The following is a 17,021-nucleotide window of genomic DNA, read 5'->3' as shown; positions in this document are numbered from 1 at the left end:
GCATTACGAATAGCCGCATGACTTCGCGCAGCGGCCGCGGAATGTCTTCGGCGTAGATATCGAAAGTTCTCGCGGTGCCCAGGCCGATAACAGGCAGCTTATCGTTAGTGCAGGGTATCGCGCGATTGATAAAATAGTGCGCTCCTGCGCGTAAAGCAGTCCGCCGCTGGCCAGCCAGGCGCTCGCGCCCGTGACTAGCTTGAGCATGTCCCGGCGCGAAAAAACGAGCGGACGTTGTTATTGCATGATTACCTCGATGTGCGCGCATAACGAAATCGTAAACTGGCGTGCGTGCGTCGCGACCAGGGCGGTTTACCCATCGACAAAACTATATGCCTCTACATTACTTCCATGTGCATGATCTTTTGTAAGGTGGATCAAGCCTGGCAAGTACGCGGACGCATGGCGCCGAATCCAGGCGACGCGTAGCCATCCGTGGCGACACTTCAGCAATTCTGGAAATCCGGGTCCGAGCTTGCGAGTGCTTGTCGAACGGGGCGGCGGGCGTTATCCACCTTGTCTGGCTCGAGGCCGCTCGCACAAAGGATTGCGGCGAATGGTTCAGAGGCCCTTAACTTGCCGGTGGTCTTTCCGATGGCCAGTGTGTATAACGGCTGCCATCGGACGTGACCACACCGCCTCCGCCGTTGCGCTTGGCCTCGAACAGCGCCGCGTCAGCATACCTCAGCACCGTGTCGCCCTGCCATCCGAGCTGATGTTGGCATGCGCCGGCGCTCATGCGCAGGGACACCCGTTCTCCTGTCTCCGTGGTCAGCGGTTCTTTGGTAAAGGCGTTACCCAGACGCACCAGCACTTCGGCCGCGGCGTCCGCATTTACGTCCCATAGCAACAACACGAATTCGTCGCCGCCCCAGCGCGCGATCCAGTCGCCCTTGCGCATGTCCGCGCGGATGGTGTCGACCAGACGAATCAGACACAGATCGCCGAAGTGATGACCGTGCTGGTCGTTGAGCTGCTTTAAATTGTCCAGGTCGATAAATGCCAAGGTGTAGCCGCCGCCATTGCGCCCCGCGCGCTCGGTGTCTGTTTGCAGCCGCTCCGCGCCGGAGCGGCGATTGAATGCGCCGGTAAGAAAGTCGTACATGGCCTTGGCGGTGAGCGAGCGCTTGCGTTCCTCCAGTAGTTCGATGGTGCGTTGCGTTTCGCTCATCAGCCTGCCTGCTAGATCACGGTGGCCGGTGGGCAGCGACGGCAAATGGCTTTCGTCCACGTATACACGCAGCGCCAGTGTAGATACCGCTATCGGGGCCATCAGACCATAAATGCCGTACGCGGTAAGCACCGTCCCAACGATCATGCTGAGCGTCGCGACGATGAGTATCTCCCACAGGATGCCTTCCATCGCATACACGCAATGCACATAAATCAGCACGGCGATCAGCGGCACGCTGCCGCCCACCAGCGCCACAGCCAGCAGCTTGCCGGCATAGGAGCGGGACAGCAGTCTGGATAAACTTTCGTATAAAGCGAGTGAGGGGCGACGCATACACCGTTCCTTGTGGTGGCAATGCGTCATTCTCCGTCAAGCAGGCGTCACTGAACTGTGCCCCCGTCACAGTGCCGGGCGAAAAGGGATGCCCGCGCGAGCCGGCCGTGCGGTCTCTCGACGGCTCGGGCCAGAGAGTTGCTAAAAATCGATCTCTACCCACGCCCACGCCTTGTCCAGGTCAAAGGCCTGCTTGCCGTCGCTGGCCACGCCATTGCGCGCGAGGTTGAGCGCGTTGTCATCGGCGCTATAGGCGGCGTATTTGAGCCCGAATGTGTAGTGCTCCCAGAATGTCCTGGAGAGCGCCACGTCCCACTCCGTGCCGTAGTCGTAGTTGCTGTTTTCGGCCGCTAGATCGTGATACACGAGCATGACCTTCGCGTCATAGATCGAGGCGGTTAAGGTGCCGTACAAATCCTCGACGCCATCGGACGGCGTGATGAGGAAGCGATCCGCCCAGCCCTGGAAGGCATGATTGGTGCCGAGCGGTGTCTGAAACGCATTTGCGCCGTCGCCTTCCAGTACTTCGTAGCTCGCTTTGAACTCCAGCGAGGCCAGCGCGGCGCTGTCGAAGGCCTGGCCTATGCCAAGTTCACCCAGATAATAGTTCACGTCGATGTCGTTGAGGTTGTCGCCGTAATCTTTCTGATTCGCGAACTCCGCCGTGTAAAGGAGGCTTGCGCCGGTGTCGCCGAGTCCCGGCTCGCCCTGCACGCGCCCGCCGTAGGTCGCGGTGGAGAGGAATTTTGAAGCCTCGCTCTCGAAGTCGAGCAGATACCCGTAAGTCTCCAGCGCGGCCCATTCAAGCCCGTCGTAGTTGAGCTTGAGCGCGTGGCTGTCCATGCGGAAATCTGCGCGATCGGGCAACGGATTGTCTTCGCCGAAGATACGGTTGACGTTCCAGATGTACGAGTAGTCGATACTGGCGTCTGGCAGCGGCTCGCTGGTGAAACGCGCGGCGTCGAAGCTCTGCCAGTTCTGCCGCCACAGAATGTTGCCCAAAAATCGATGCAGCGGATCTTCGCGGTGCGTGATTTCCTGGCGACCGGCGCGGAACTCGCTGTTGGGCAACCCCGCGAAGCTCAGATACGCCTGATTGATTTCAGTGCCCTCGGGGTCAACCACCGTCGCGCGATCCATGATGCCGTTCGTACCGCCGTCATTGTAAAGATCGTTGCCGATTGCGCGCACGTCCTCGAACTGCAAGCGGCCGGCGAATCCATAAAACAGCCCGGTCGTATAGCCAAGGGCCGTGCGCAACGTATTGGCGTTTGCGTCCCGCACGGCGGGCAACTGGTCGTCTTCGACGTGCTCGAAGCGATACCGCAGGTAGAAATCCACCTTGCCGCCGCTCAAAGCGCCCCACAAGTCGTCGGCCACAGCCGGCGCGGGTGCGGCGACGGCGGTCAGGCAGATGCTTAAGATGACTCGGTCTTGCGGGCGTGGGGAAATGAGCATGTCTAGAATTCTCGATCAGTATGTTTTGTACGGCAGAAACTTCCCGCTCATCACGACCTTCACCCGGTCGCCCTTGGGATCTGGCTGGCGTTCCAGGCTCATCGCGAAGTCGATCGCGCTCATGATGCCGTCGCCAAACTCCTCGTGGATCAGCGCCTTCCAGGTGGGCCCGTACACCAGCATCAAAGCGATAGATCGTCCGATCGACCGGCACGGTGTCCGCCGACTCACCGCGAGTCGGCGCGGTCCGCAGCCGCCAGCCCTAATCAGGCTCAGGTTTCAGCCATCGCCACGGCAGCCTCGGCGGGATCGCTGTCGGCGGCGGTACGCACGTAGCACCACCAGGTGACCGCTATGCACGCGACGTAGAATGCCGCGAACAGACCCAGCGCGAATTCAGGTCCACCGGTGGCAGAAATCGAACGACTGAAGCCCTGCGGGATCAGGAACCCGCCGTAAGCGCCGATGGCTGAACTGAAAGCCAGCACCGCGGCGGCCTCGAAGCGCCCGCTACGTTCGGCGGTGGCTTGCGCGGCCTCGTTTTGGCCAACCACTTCGGCCAGCCGATCGCGCAGAAACACTGTCGGCACGATGCGAAATGTGGAACCGTTACCGATGCCGGTGGTGACGAACAAGACCATGAACATCGCCAGGAACGCGGGGAACGAGCCGCCTTTCAGCACGGCGATGACGCCCAGCGTGGCGGCGAGCATGATCAGGAAATTCCAGAAAGTGACGGTCGTTCCTCCGTAGCGGTCACTGAGCCAGCCGCCCAGCGGCCGTGCTACCGAGCCGACCAGCGGCCCGAGAAACGCGAACTGCAACGGATTCAACTCCGGGAATTGCAGGTTGATGAGCAGCGGCAGCGCGGCGGAATAGCCGATGAAGGAGCCGAATGTACCGATGTAGAGAAACGAGATTATCCATGTATGCGAGCGTCTGAGGATTACAGACTGTTCGCGCAGGGAAGCTTGCGACACGGTCAAATTGTCCATGAAAAACCAGGCGCAAGCGGTGGCAGCGGCGATCAGTGGCACCCACATCCAGCCCGCCCATTGCAGCTCCGGCGCGCTACCAGCGGCGGCGGTGCCCAGACCGAGAATTCCCAGACCGATGATCGCTGGCACCACCAGCTGTACGAAGCTCACGCCGATGTTGCCGCCAGCGGCGTTGAGCCCCAGCGCCCAGCCTTTTTGCGAATCGGGATAGAAATAGCTGATATTCGCCATGCTGGCCGCGAAGTTGCCACCGCCCAGGCCCGCGGTGCTCGCAATCAGCAGCATCAGCCAGTACGGCGTGGTCGTGTCCTGCACGAGCACAGCAAGGCCAATGGTTGGTACCAGCAACGCCGCGGCGCTGAACACGGTGAAATTGCGCCCACCGAAAATCGGCACCGCCGCCCCATACGGCAGGCGTAACGTCGCACCGACCAGGGCCGGCAGCGACACCAGCCAGAACAGCTGCTCGGTTGAATAGTCGAAACCCGCGGCTTCAAGATTAACGGCGACCACGCTCCACAGCAGCCACACGGAAAAACCAAGAAACTCCGCGAAGATCGAAAAGATCAGATTGCGCTGCGCGATCGGTTTGCCGGTCTGGTCCCAAAAGTCGGGATCATTTGGCCGCCAGTCGTGAATCGTGCGGCTACTCACGACGTCTCTCCATCGTGTCTTTGCGTTGGCGACTTCAACCTGACTACCCGCTGCCGCTCTCCATTGTTTCCGGGCTGTGGCTCATACTCGGCGTCCGGGTGTGTAAACGCAGCGCGGGCCGCCTTGACCTCCTGCGCGTGAGCTTTATCCAGCGCCCGCCGACGGCGCAGATCGATGGGAATGATTTTCGTCGTGAGTTTCATCGTGAGGTTCTCCATTCAAGTCCAGGCGGATATCGGGCACATCCAGCGAGTAGGGAACGCGACGCGATTACGCCGTGCGGCGGGTTTGTGTTTGAGCCACGTTCTTGAATGAGAGGATGGCAAGGCGTGTGCCAGACCCTTGAAGAGCGCTTAACGCTTAGAAAAATAATGAGTTATGGGTATCAATGGATAAGAACCGCAGCGGTGGTCAGGCGGGAGGCGCCTGCTATTGGGTCATCGAGGTGAAGGTGTGCCCGCCGGTGGTGCGGCGCAATGCGAGGCAGCAACAAGGGTGTCACCAGTTAACAAACAAGCAAGGGGTGCTGGATGTGTTCAGTTACATCGGCGCAAGCGGGAGTATATGCCTCCAAGGCTCCCGCTCGCGCTCGTATCACCTGACGCCGGAAGCGCTCGTGGCACGCTACACCAGCCGCGAAATGCAGATCCTCAAACTCGGTGGCCAGGCGCCCGATCATTTGATCCACCCGGCGATCCCTGAGACGGTTTATCTCAATGCAGTCTTCGCACGGTTCCGGGCGGTACACCTGATCCCCGGATGCCGTGGCGCTCCATCCAGGCTACGGTCAGATTGGATAGCCTGGATGGAAGCCAGGTCGCAAGTACGGGGCAGGCTCCGGGCGCGATCCGGGGTTGCTACTGGACGCAGGGCTGAGAGGGATCTCTGATCCCCGTGTTGTTCTTCCAGGTGTTGGTGTCGCAGAGGAAATTATCATCCTCCAGGTCGAAGCCGCCGTCGTTGTCGGCGGAGCCATTCCTTGACGCCGCGTTGCGCGCGAGCGAGTTGTCGGTGGCGCCGTTCTCGACCTCGATCCCGTCGTCCAGGTTGTCGTTGGCATTATTGCGGGTCAGCGTATTGCTGATTCCGGAAACGCGGAAACGGTTATCCAGGTTGCCCAGCGCCACGTTCCGGCTCACCTCATCGTTGCCTCTGGCCACGAAACGGTCACCGTTGTCGGTGCCGCATTGGCCGTAAAGGTATTGCTCTCGCCGGAGCTGTCGAAGCCGTCGTCGACATTGTCGCTCGCGATGTTTCGGCTTAAGAGGTTGTCGCTCCCGACACCGATGTCGAACGCCTCGGCCATTCAATAAACATCGCGCAGATACCGACCTTGTTCGGAAAGTCGCTTGACGTACGCCGCCGCCTTTTGTTCGCCTAAGACCCCTTGTTCCGCGACGATGCGGTGCAGGGCTTTATCCACGTCCTTGGCCATGCGTTCGGCGTCGCCGCAGACGTAGATCACGGCACCCGCTTCCAGCCACAGCCAGAACTCCTCGGCCATTTCGAGCATGCGATTCTGCACGTAGACCTTGTCTTCCTGGTCGCGGGAAAACGCCAGGGTCAGGCGCGCGAGCAGTCCGCTTTTGCGCCACGCTTCCATTGACTCCTGATAAATGTAATCGGTCGAGCTCTTGGGATTGCCGAAGAACAGCCAGTTGCGACCCGCGTCGCCGCGCGCCTCGCGTTCCTGCAGAAAGGCCAGAAATGGCGCGATGCCGGTGCCGGGGCCGATCATGATGGCCGGCGCGTCCGTGTCTTCGCTGAGCCGGAACCCTTCGGTGGGTTGCAAGTAAATCGGTACCTCGCCGCCACGGCTCAGGCGCTTGGCGAGAAAAGTCGACGCCACACCCTTGTAACCCCGCCCGTAGATTGCGGTCTTGAGCACGGCAACGGTGGTGTGGATTTGCGTCGGGTATTCCCTGGGCGAGGACGATATTGAATAAAGACGCGGCTGCAGCTTGTCCAGGCTTTTCACCAGCGGGTGCAGTTCCGGCCGCGCGCTGGGATAAACGCGCAGCAGTTCCAGCAGACCCTGGCCTTCCTCAGCGCCGCTCCGGGCCAGGATGGCTAAATCTTCGGCCTCGTCCGCGTCGCTCGCAGCCTCGGCCAGGCAGGCGAGACAATCGTCGCTTGGCTTGGTGATGTCCAGTTCTTTCAGTAGCACCTGGCGCAGCAGATTGTTCTCCCCGCTCGGCGCCTCGACGGTCTCGCCGCCGGATACTTTCAGCTCCTCCAGGATCGCATCGACGATTTTGGGATCGTTCTCCGGATAGATGCCCATGGAGTCGCCCGGCCGATACTCGATGCCGCTGTCGCCCAGTTCGATTACCACGTGACGTGTATCGCGGGTCGAACCCTCCTTGTTCATCGGCGTGCTGGAATGCAGGCTCGCTCGATAGGGGTTGTCGCGGCTGCCAAGCGGGCCTTTGGCCTTGGGTTTTGGGGCCGCGGGTTTAGTGTCGGCCCCGCCTTCGGCGGATGATTTCGCTGCGTTTTCCTCGGCAGTCAGTTCTTTCAGCTTGCGCTCGGTCTCCTTCGCGCCCGGCACGCAACGATTCAGGTCTTCGCCATTGAACGCGATGGCCTCAGCATACGTCTTGCAGAGATACCCGCACTGACCGCAGTCGAGCTGCGCCATCGCCGCCATCAGCCGGCGCTCGTACGGCTTGCCCTCGGCCAGGCCCATGCGCTCGTCCATTTTCATGTTCGGGTCGTGCCACGGAAAACTCTCCTTGGGCTTTTCCTGGCTAGCCGCGCCGCCCAGCGAACCCTCCCAGCCCGCCAGCGCCGAGATCAGGCCATTGAGCCAGGCGCGCTGCTCGGTTTCGAAAGGCGCGCCTTCCGGTATCAGATCGACTTGTGCGTTCATAAGAATAATCCTCAGGCCGCCTCGGCCTGGGTTTTGTTCAGCATCTCCTCGAGCTCCGCGATCCCGTGCCGGCGCACAAAGGCCACAAAGCTCTCATCCGCGCTCTTGCGGTGTTCCAGATACGCGCGCAGCACAGCTTCCAGATAAACCGGTATCTCGTCGGCCGGCACGTTCTGCCGCAATTCACGGGCTATGCCTTCCTCGTGTTCGTAGCCGCCGCCGAGATACACGTGGTAACCGTCCACTGTTTCGTCGCCGCCGGTATCGACCCTGCAGCCGAGCAGACCGATGTCACCGATGTAATGCTGCGCGCAGGAGTTGTCGCAGCCCGTCACGTGGATGTTGACGGGCTGCCCGAGTTCCAGTTTGCCCTCCAGGTGCTCGGCGATGGCCATCGCGTGCGTTTTGGTATCCGCGTTGGCGAACCGGCAGCCAAAACTGCCGGTGCAGGCGACAAGCCCCGCGCGCACGCTGCTGGCCGAATGATCGAGACCCAGCTTCACAATTTCTTTTTGCACGGACTCGACATCGCCCGAGGCAATATCCGCCAGCACTACGTTCTGCCACACCGTGCAGCGGATCAGCCCGTCGCCGTACTGGTCGCTCAGGCGCGCTAGCCCATGCATCTGCTCGCAGCTGAGCTTGCCGACCGGCAGCACCACGCCGATATAGTGTTTGTCTTTCTGGCGCTGCGGGTGCGTGCCGATGTGGCCGTGCTTGTGTACCTGAGCGCGCGGCTCGCAGCGTTGCCGTGGAAAGCGGCGCAAGGTGAAGGGCAGGTGCTTTTGCGTCTCGGCCATGAATTTGTCGAAGCCCCAGCGATCGATAAGATATTTCAGGCGCGCCTTCTCGCGATCGGTGCGATCGCCGTTAGCGATAAACACGCGTAGCACCGCAGCTGCCACCGCCACGCATTCATCGGGTTTGAGCATGACGCCGGTATCGCGCGCGAAGTCCTCGTGCCCCGTGATGCCGCCGAGTAGCAGGCGGAAATACGGCTTTTGCGGCAGCGGCGAATCCGCCTTCGGGCGGACCGCGGCGAAGCCGATGTCGTTGGTGCCTTCCAGCGCACTGATGCGCCCGCCGCCATCGAAGGCGATGTTGAATTTGCGCGGCAGCCCGTAGAGCTCGCGATGGTTGATGATGTAATGGTGCATCTGCCGTGCAAGCGGCCGCGTGTCGATCAGCTCCTGCGGATCGATGCCCGCCAGCGGGCTGCCGGTGATGTTGCGGATATTGTCGGCGCCCGCGCCGCGGTTGATGATCCCCAAGTCCTGCAGACCCATCAGCACGTTGATCGGATCGCGTGCCCCGATCTCGCGAATCTGCAGGTTGGCGCGAGTGGTGACGTGCGTGTAGCCGCCGCCGTACGTCTCCGCCAGATCCGCCGTGCCGCGCACATGGTGACTCGTAAAAATCCCGTTCGGCATGCGCAGCCGGCACATGTATGAATTCTGATTGGGCGCCACGTAGAACAGGCCGCTGGACTTGTACAGGAATACGTCGTCACCTTTCGGGTAGACGCCCTTCACCGCGCTGGCCTGCATTTCGTCCCAGAGATCGAGAGGATTCTTCTCAGCCTTGGCGAGCTCCTGACCGCACAGCTCGCCGCCTTCGGCTTGCGTGCGGATGCGAGCCTGCACATGGATCTCGTCAGGGGAGAGTTTTTTGCCACCCGACAGACCGGGAATGCCGCGCGCGATGTGCAGCCCGGCGGTCACGCCCTGCAGATACTTTTTCTGTGCTTCGCTGAAATCGTCGTCGCTCATGGAATTCTCCTCAATTGGCGCGCGCGGCTTCAGCCAGCAGCGCCTTGATCTCGGGCACACAGGAGCCGCAGTTGGTGCCGGCATTTAGCGCTTCTCCGACCGCCGCGGGCGTTTTCAAACTCCCCGCGCGGATGGCATCGTTAATCGTGTTGCGACCCACACCGAAGCACGAACACACTTGCGGCCCGATGTCCGCGGCCGGGTCGGCGGGGCGCCCCGCAAGCAGGGCGGCGCGATCGCATTCCTCCAGCCCGTCCTGCACGAACAGGCTGGAAAGCCAAGTGCACGCCGGCAGGCTGGGCGCTTTTGCCATGAACAGACAGGCTTCCAGCGTGCCGCCATCGACGTGCGCCGCGCGATAGACGCCAGTGGCGTCGTCGCGGTATTCGATCCAGTCGACTTCGCGTGCGCCGATGTCCAACAGCCGCCGCGCCCACGCAGCCGCATCTGCTGGCGTCTGTCGGCCGGCCAGTTCGTAGCGCCAGAAACCCTGACCCGGTACGGCGACCCAGTAATCAATGCCATCGGCGCGCGTCATGGACAGTCGCCTTGCAGCGAGCGCGAAGCCATACCAGGCGGCGCCGAACGGTACGATGCTGACGGGCGTGTGCTTGAACTCCGGCTCGCCGGAGAGTGGGCAGACCGCGGGATTGACCAGTGCGCCTACGCGCGCATGGCTGGCGAACTGATCGTTCCAGTGGATGGGTACGAACAGGGTGCCCCGACGCTGGCCTTCGCTGGCGGTGACACGTGCGATCAGCGAACCCCAACTGGTCGTCACGGTCGCGAGTGGTGCGTCCTCGATGCCATAGTGCGCGGCGTCGGCGGGATGAATCTCAACGAACGGCTCCGAAATGTGGCTGGCGAGCCGTGGCGATTTGGCCGTGCGCGTCATGGTGTGCCAGTGATCGCGTACTCTACCGGTGTTGAGAATCAACGGGAACTCAGCATCGGGCGCATTGGCCGGTGGTTTCGCTTTGACTTCGATCAGCCGCGCGCGCCCATCCGGGAACGTGAAGCCGCCGTTGGTGAAGAGTCGCGTTGTTAACTCTGGTTTGGGTCGCCTTCCCCCCTTTGCAAAGGGGAGCCAGGGGGGATTTTCCCGCGTGCTACTCGCCGGCCATCGAGTCGGTTCCAGACCGGCGTAGCCTTTGGCATCGAGTTCAACGAGATCGCCGATGTCGAACGCGCGCGCGCCGTTGTTCTCATAAGTCGAAAGACGCGCGTGTTCGGCGAAAATCTCGGCCGGATTCTCAAATTCAAACGCTTCGCCAAATCCCAATCGGCGCGCGACCTCGCAGACAATCCACCAGTCCGGGCGCGCCTCGCCGGGACAGGTGAGGAACGCGCGCTGACGCGAGATGATCCTCTCGGAATTCGTCACCGTGCCGTCCTTCTCGCCCCAGGCGGCGGCCGGCAGCAGCACGTTGGCAAACCGTGTCGTGTCGGTGCGCCGCATGCAGTCGGAGATCACCACCAGTTCACATCGGGCCAGCGCGCGTTTGGCAGCGTCGGCGTCGGGCAGGCTGACCAGCGGGTTGGTCGCCATGATCCACACCGCCTTGATTTTGCCTTGGTCGATCGCCTGGAACAGTTCGACGGCCTTGAGGCCCGGCTTGCGGGCGATCGCGGGCGAATTCCAGAAACGCCGTACTGTGTCGGCCTTCTCGAAGCCCATGTGCGCCGCCAGCGTGGTCGCCAGCCCGCCGACCTCGCGTCCGCCCATCGCGTTGGGCTGGCCTGTTATGGAAAACGGTCCCGCGCCGGGTTTGCCGATGCGCCCGGTCAGCAGATGGCAGTTGATGATCGTGTTGACCTTATCAGTGCCGCTGGTGGACTGGTTCACGCCCTGCGAGAACGCGGTGACGGTTCTTGCGGTCGCCGCGAACCAGGTATAGAACTTCGCAACGTCGGCGACATCGATGTCGCAGGTGCTCGCCACATTGCGTAAATCGCCGCCCTCGCGCGCACTTTCGAGCGCCGCCGCGCCCCCGCTTGTGTGTTCCTGTAGGAAGGCAATATCCGCGACGCCCGTGTCCGCGAGATACGCGAGTAGCCCGTTGAACAGAGCCACGTCCGTGCCGGGCTCGATCGCCAGGTGCAGGTCGGCGCCCTCGGCGGTGGGGGTGCGCCGCGGGTCGATGACTACGAGTCGCTTGCCGGGATCATGCTCGCGCGCCTTGACAATGCGCTGATAGATCACGGGATGACACCACGCGGTGTTGGAACCGACCAGCACCACCAGCTCGGCCAGCTCCAGGTCTTCGTAACAGCCGGGCACCACGTCCTCGCCGAACGCGCGCTGGTGGCCCGCGACGGCGGACGACATGCACAGCCGCGAATTGGTATCGATGTTAGCCGCGCCGATATAACCCTTCATGAGCTTGTTGGCGACGTAATAGTCTTCGGTCAGCAGCTGCCCGGAGACGTAGAACGCCACGGCGTCCGGGCCGCGCTCGGCGATCACGTCGGCGAATCCGCTGGCGACCGCGTCCAGCGCCGCGTCCCAGGTGGCGCGCTGGCCGTCCACAATCGGATACAGCAGGCGGTCTTCGAGGCCGATGGTTTGCGCGAGCGCGCTGCCCTTGGAGCACTGGCTGCCGCGGTTTGATGGATGCTCGGCGTCGCCCGCGACTCTGACATCGTCGCCCTCGACGCTCACGCGCAGACCGCAGCCCACGCCGCAATAGGGGCAGGTTGTACGGACCGCAGCTGTCACGATGTCAAGCGGACGCCGCCAGCCGTTCTTCGGGAACTTTCGTTCGCCCGTCATCGGCAGTCCGCGCTGCGTCGGCATAGGCCGCGCCGAAGATCAAGTGTTCGCGCGCGCCGGACACGTTCTCGCCGCTCTGCATCAGGCGGAAATACCAGCCCCCGTCGCGCGTATCGCCATACAGCACCGCGCCGGTGATGCGGTTATCTTTAAGCATCACACGCTTGTACACGCCGCGGCGGATGTCCTTGTAGATGAGCGCCTCCGAGTCTTCGTCACCGGTGAAATCGCCCGCCGAATACACGTCAATGCCGGTGACCTTGAGCTGCGTCGCGCTCAGCGAGCCCGGATAGCGACCGTAGCCCATCCGCGCCAGATGGCTGGCGCAGACCTTGGCCTGCTCCCACAGCGGCGCCAGCAGCCCATAGGTCGCCTGGCGGTGCTCGACGCACTCACCCACCGCGTAGATACGCGGATCGTAGGTCTGCATGGTGTCGTTGACCACCACGCCCTTGCCGCAGTGAAGGCCCGCGTCGCGCGCCAGATTCATGTTGGGACGAATGCCGGCGGCCATCACCACCAGATCAGCTTCGATTTCGGAGTCGTCCGCGTCCTTGAAGCGCACGCCGGTGACATGTGTGTCGCCCAGGACCGCGCGGGTCTGTTTGCCCATCAGAAACCTGAGTCCGCGCTGCGAGAGCGAATGTCGCAGCAACTCGGCGGCGACCGGGTCGAGCTGGCGCTCCATTAGGCTGCCCAAAAGATGTACGACGGTGACCGCCATGCCGCGCTTGTGCAGGCCGTATGCGGCTTCCAGTCCGAGCAGGCCGCCGCCGATCACGACCGCCTTCCCGCCGCGTTGCGCGGCGCTCAGCATGGCGTTCACGTCGCCGATATCGCGGAAGGTAATCACGCCGTCCAGCTCGGCGCCCGGCACCGGGATCACAAATGGCTCGGAGCCGGTGGCGAGCAGCAGGCGGTCGTACGGCACTTCGCGCCCGGACGACGAATGCACACTCCGTCGTCGCCGGTCGATGCGCGTGACCGTATCGCCGGTGTAGAGCGTGATGCCGCGCTCCTCGTACCACGCGCGCGGGTTGGTCATGATCTCGTCCAGACTCTTCTCGCCCGCCAGAAACGGCGAGAGCAGGATGCGGTTGTAATTACCGTAAGGCTCGGTGCCGAACACGGTGATGTCGTACAGATCCGGCGCGATCTTGAGCAATTCCTCAAGCGTGCGCACGCCCGCCATGCCGTTGCCGATCAGGACCAGCCGTGTTTTTTTCTCCATCAAACACTCCTCGCAGACATAGGCAGGATGGGTAAAGCACCGCTGTCAATCGCCCATGATCCCGATCGCGGGTCTTTCAAGACACGCGTTCTCGCCGTCACGCCGCGGGTTTCGTTAGGCGCGCAGCAACAGTCGCCGAGTTGGTGGCGTATGGGTTTGAACCGATTTATCCGTAACCCTCTCAGCAACCGTTGTGCCAGGATATATAACTTGATAAATCAATTGGATAAGATGGCCCGTCGGGCCAACGGTGAACCGCTTCGGTGCATGCACACGGGACGCGCTTTGTGTTGGTGCAAAGTGGCGGGTTGGAGTGAACGCGAAAGTCCGATCTGTATCCGGGAAGCGCGCTACCCCGCACAAGCTACACGGACTTGACCGGCGAGGATCGTTTGTGCACGTAGGCGCGCGAGCTTTATCGCCGGTGATGCGTAAGCCCCAGTTCGTCCCACAACTATGCGAAGTCGTAAGGCTCGGTCAGGGACTTGCTCGCCCGGTGGGTGTGGGACAGATTGTTAGATGCCGTGGTGATTCTTCAGGTGGAAATCGACACCTTTCAATAGTCTTTTAACAAGTTGGCAGGTCAGCGTGATATCCGGAAGATAATAGGTAGCACCTGACTCGCGATACTCAAAGCGCTTACTCAAGTAATCATGGTTCAAGACCTGGACAATCGCGCGGTACGTGCTATTTAACCCGATCACATTCGATATGCCACGTTCTTCAGCGTCACGCAGTAAAGCGTTGAGGTCATGTCCGAAGTCTTTCTACTTCAGCTTCGAAACAGACTGGCCCTCCGCAAGGAGGAAGCTTTTTAGCAAGAGTTCGATTACACGACCCCAAAGGAAAAACTTTGGTAGCGGATCGGAAATCTCGGCCGCATGTACGCCTCCGCCGCCTCCGAGAAAGCTACGGCGTGAGTGTGGAGACCGCGGGGCGTCGCAACTTGATTTGCCATTTTGGTACCTAATGGGGTTTGGGGGCAGACCCATCCGCGCTGGAAGCAGCTCGATCCGTATCGACCAGCATTGCCGCCCGCACGCAGCGCAGAACGCCGTAGTCGTACTTTTCCGCGAACAGTTCGAACACGGATTTCAGGGTCAGCCGCTCGCCCTCCGGCAGGGCGAGGATCGCCGCCTGAATCGTTGCGATTTCCACGTCGGGCATGGCCAGCACTTCTCTGAGTTGCAGTCGGCCACCCTCGATCGCATCCGCGAGGTGCGCATAGATCGTGCTCGGTTTCAGCCCGCGCGTGCGGACGATTTGTTCCGGCGTTTTGCCATCGCGCGCCAGTTGCAGCGTCACGCGACTGGTGTCGGAGATGCCGTTCGACTGCGCGCGCGGCGCCTCGCGAATCGGAGCCGACGACGGATCGTCCGCCGTTGAAGCGTGCACCAGAACATCCAGAAAGTCCCCGCCATAGCGTTCCAGTTTGCGCTCGCCGACACCGGGCACGCGCGCCAGCTCGGCCAGGGTGCGCGGACGGCGCGCGTGCATTTCGCGCAAGGTGCTGTCGTGGAAGATCACGTAAGGCGGGACGTTTTGCGCCCGGGCAAGCTTGAGTCGGGCTTCGCGCAACTGCTCCCACAAGGAATCACCGGGCGTGCTCACGGCGTCGGCGCGCGCCAGCTTGTCCTTCCTCAAAGGCCGGTCGTCCACGCGGAACGCGATGCTGACCTCGCCGCGCAACACGGGCCGGCTGGCTTCGGTCAGCTTCAGACCGCCGTAGGCGTCAGCGTCGGCATGGAGATAGCCGCTTGCGACCAGTTGCCGAAACACGCTCTGCCACTCGGCGGCGGTGTGCGCCTGGCCGATACCGAAGGTGCTTTTCTGGTCATGGCCGAACTGCTGGACTTTTGGCGTGCGTTTGCCCAGCAATACGTCGACGAGGTGCCCGGCGCCGAAACGCTGGCCGGTGCGATAAACGCAGGAGAGCGCCATGCGCGCGGCCGTGGTTCCGTCCCAGGTGCGCGGCGGCTCCAGACAGTTGTCGCAGTTGCCGCAGGCGCCCCCGTGAGCTTCATCGAAGTACTCCAGCAGCGCGGCGCGTCGGCAGCCGATAGACTCGCAGAATCCCAGCAGCGCATCGAGCTTCTGCTTCTCCACGCGTTTGCGCTCCGGGCTTGTATCATTGCCTTCGACAATCTGCCGCAGACTGACCACATCGCTCAGGCCGTACGCCAGCCATGCGTGCGCCGGCAGACCGTCGCGGCCCGCGCGGCCGGTTTCCTGGTAATAGCCCTCGATGCTCTTGGGCAGATCGAGGTGCGCCACGAAGCGCACGTCGGGCTTGTCGATGCCCATCCCAAAAGCGATGGTCGCGACGATGACCACGCCTTCTTCGCGCAGAAATCGCTGCTGATGCTCGAGCCGCGTCGCCGCGTTGAGGCCCGCGTGATAAGGCAGCGCCAGCCAGCCGTCATCAGCCAACCACGCCGCGGTCTGCTCGACTTTCTTGCGCGACAGACAATAGACGATGCCCGCGTTACCTCGCTGCTGGCTTAAGAACACGCGCATCTGCTCGCGCGCGTTGCGTTTCTGCGTGATGTGATAGCGAATGTTCGGGCGGTCGAAGCTGGCGACGAACTGACGCGCGCCAGTCAGCCCCAGCCGCTCGACAATCTCGCGCCGCGTGAGCGCGTCGGCGGTGGCGGTGAGCGCAATACGCGGGACTTGCGGGAAGCGTTCGTGCAGGATCGAGAGCCGCACGTATTCGGGACGGAAATCGTGCCCCCACTGCGACACGCAGTGCGCCTCGTCAATCGCGAAGAGTGCGATTTGCGCGCGTTGGAGCAGTTGCAGAAACCGCGGCGTCATCAGCCGCTCGGGCGCAACGTACAAGAGATCCAGATCGCCATTGAGCAACTGTTGCTCGACCCGGCTCGCGGACTCGAAATCCAGACTCGAATTCAGAAACGCCGCCTTGACGCCGGCCAGCAACAGCGCGTCCACCTGATCCTGCATCAGCGCGATCAGAGGCGAGACCACGACGCCGACACCGGGACGGATCATCGCTGGAATCTGATAACACAGCGACTTGCCGCCGCCGGTCGGCATCAGCACCAGCGCATCGCCGCCGCCGCTCAGGTGTTCGACTACGGCGGCCTGCTGGCCGCGAAACTGCTCGTAGCCGAACACGGCGCGCAGGATTTCCTGGGCCTGGCTCATTGCGATCTGAATCTTTGCGCGTCCTGGTTCGAAGCCTTTTTCAGGTTTGCTGTTCAGCAACGTCCAAGGTTTCCGATAGCAGCAGCAGACAGGCAAAGCTCACCACCGCCATCGCGAACACGTACAGCGCCACAGACGATGACGTGCCGGTGGCGCTCAACAGTCGCACGGCGATGATGGGCGCGAGCGCGCCGCCCAGCACGCCCGCGAGCGCGAAACTCAGAGAGCAACCGGAATAGCGCACGCGCGTCGGGAACAATTCCGAGAAGTACGCGCCCATCGGCCCGTACATCGCGGACCAGGCGACCATGCCGACGGTGAACGCCAGGGTGATCAGAACGGGATTGCCGGTGTCGACGAGTCGAAACATCGGGAACGCCCACACGCCCATGCACGCCACGCTGAGCAGCGACAGATTCCTGCGCCCGATCCGGTCCGAGACCGTAGCAAAGAAGAATATCCCCACACCCATGAACACCACCGCGACCATTGCGGGATGCGCGCGCAACACAGAGCTGGCCCCATCTGTTTGAACAGTTCTACCCGTTCCGATAAGTGGATTCTCTGCGGTTGGGTTACGCAGCCTTGGGT

12 protein-coding genes and 1 pseudogene are annotated in these 17,021 nt (G+C 62.2%); all 13 read right to left on the bottom strand.

Annotated elements, in window-relative coordinates:
* Nucleotides 1–571: 571 nt before the first annotated feature.
* Nucleotides 572–1,507, bottom strand: a complete 936-nt coding sequence (locus tag H0V34_03970) for a GGDEF domain-containing protein (protein MBA2490881.1) — start codon at nucleotides 1,505–1,507, stop codon at nucleotides 572–574.
* 141 nt (nucleotides 1,508–1,648) lie between these two features.
* Nucleotides 1,649–2,965, bottom strand: coding sequence for a hypothetical protein (locus H0V34_03965; GenBank protein ID MBA2490880.1), 1,317 nt, complete (start codon nucleotides 2,963–2,965; stop codon nucleotides 1,649–1,651).
* Between the two features lie 15 nt (nucleotides 2,966–2,980).
* Nucleotides 2,981–3,275 (bottom strand): annotated as a pseudogene (locus H0V34_03960) (hypothetical protein).
* Entirely contained in the window at nucleotides 3,238–4,617 is a 1,380-nt protein-coding gene (locus tag H0V34_03955; protein MBA2490879.1) for an MFS transporter, read from the bottom strand. Before H0V34_03955 ends, H0V34_03960 begins: the two are co-directional and overlap by 38 nt.
* Complete coding sequence (locus H0V34_03950) at nucleotides 4,614–4,820, bottom strand: hypothetical protein (protein ID MBA2490878.1); 207 nt, start codon at nucleotides 4,818–4,820, stop codon at nucleotides 4,614–4,616. The genes H0V34_03955 and H0V34_03950 overlap by 4 nt, the downstream gene beginning before the upstream one ends.
* 654 nt (nucleotides 4,821–5,474) lie before the next feature.
* Complete coding sequence (locus H0V34_03945) at nucleotides 5,475–5,744, bottom strand: hypothetical protein (GenBank protein ID MBA2490877.1); 270 nt, start codon at nucleotides 5,742–5,744, stop codon at nucleotides 5,475–5,477.
* An 8-nt stretch (nucleotides 5,745–5,752) separates the two neighbouring features.
* On the bottom strand, nucleotides 5,753–5,923 hold the full coding sequence (locus tag H0V34_03940) for a hypothetical protein (GenBank protein ID MBA2490876.1): 171 nt from the start codon (nucleotides 5,921–5,923) through the stop codon (nucleotides 5,753–5,755).
* On the bottom strand, nucleotides 5,924–7,489 hold the full coding sequence (locus tag H0V34_03935; protein MBA2490875.1) for a sulfite reductase subunit alpha: 1,566 nt from the start codon (nucleotides 7,487–7,489) through the stop codon (nucleotides 5,924–5,926).
* An 11-nt stretch (nucleotides 7,490–7,500) separates the two neighbouring features.
* Nucleotides 7,501–9,258, bottom strand: a complete 1,758-nt coding sequence (locus H0V34_03930) for a NirA family protein (protein MBA2490874.1) — start codon at nucleotides 9,256–9,258, stop codon at nucleotides 7,501–7,503.
* A gap of 10 nt (nucleotides 9,259–9,268) precedes the next feature.
* Entirely contained in the window at nucleotides 9,269–12,031 is a 2,763-nt protein-coding gene (locus H0V34_03925; GenBank protein MBA2490873.1) for a molybdopterin-dependent oxidoreductase, read from the bottom strand.
* Nucleotides 11,982–13,262 (bottom strand): NAD(P)/FAD-dependent oxidoreductase, encoded by a 1,281-nt coding sequence (locus H0V34_03920; GenBank protein MBA2490872.1) that lies wholly within the window; start codon nucleotides 13,260–13,262, stop codon nucleotides 11,982–11,984. Before H0V34_03920 ends, H0V34_03925 begins: the two co-directional genes overlap by 50 nt.
* A gap of 966 nt (nucleotides 13,263–14,228) precedes the next feature.
* On the bottom strand, nucleotides 14,229–16,430 hold the full coding sequence (recQ, locus tag H0V34_03915; protein MBA2490871.1) for a DNA helicase RecQ: 2,202 nt from the start codon (nucleotides 16,428–16,430) through the stop codon (nucleotides 14,229–14,231).
* Between the two features lie 40 nt (nucleotides 16,431–16,470).
* Nucleotides 16,471–16,941: an MFS transporter gene (locus H0V34_03910; GenBank protein MBA2490870.1), complete on the bottom strand. Its 471-nt coding sequence runs from the start codon at nucleotides 16,939–16,941 to the stop codon at nucleotides 16,471–16,473.
* Nucleotides 16,942–17,021 lie beyond the last annotated feature (80 nt).

The organism is Gammaproteobacteria bacterium, from assembly GCA_013696315.1.
In the GTDB taxonomy this organism is placed as follows: domain Bacteria; phylum Pseudomonadota; class Gammaproteobacteria; order JACCYU01; family JACCYU01; genus JACCYU01.
The sequence above is the reverse complement of the archived record's forward strand: the minus strand, read 5'-3'. Positions and strand labels throughout refer to the sequence as shown.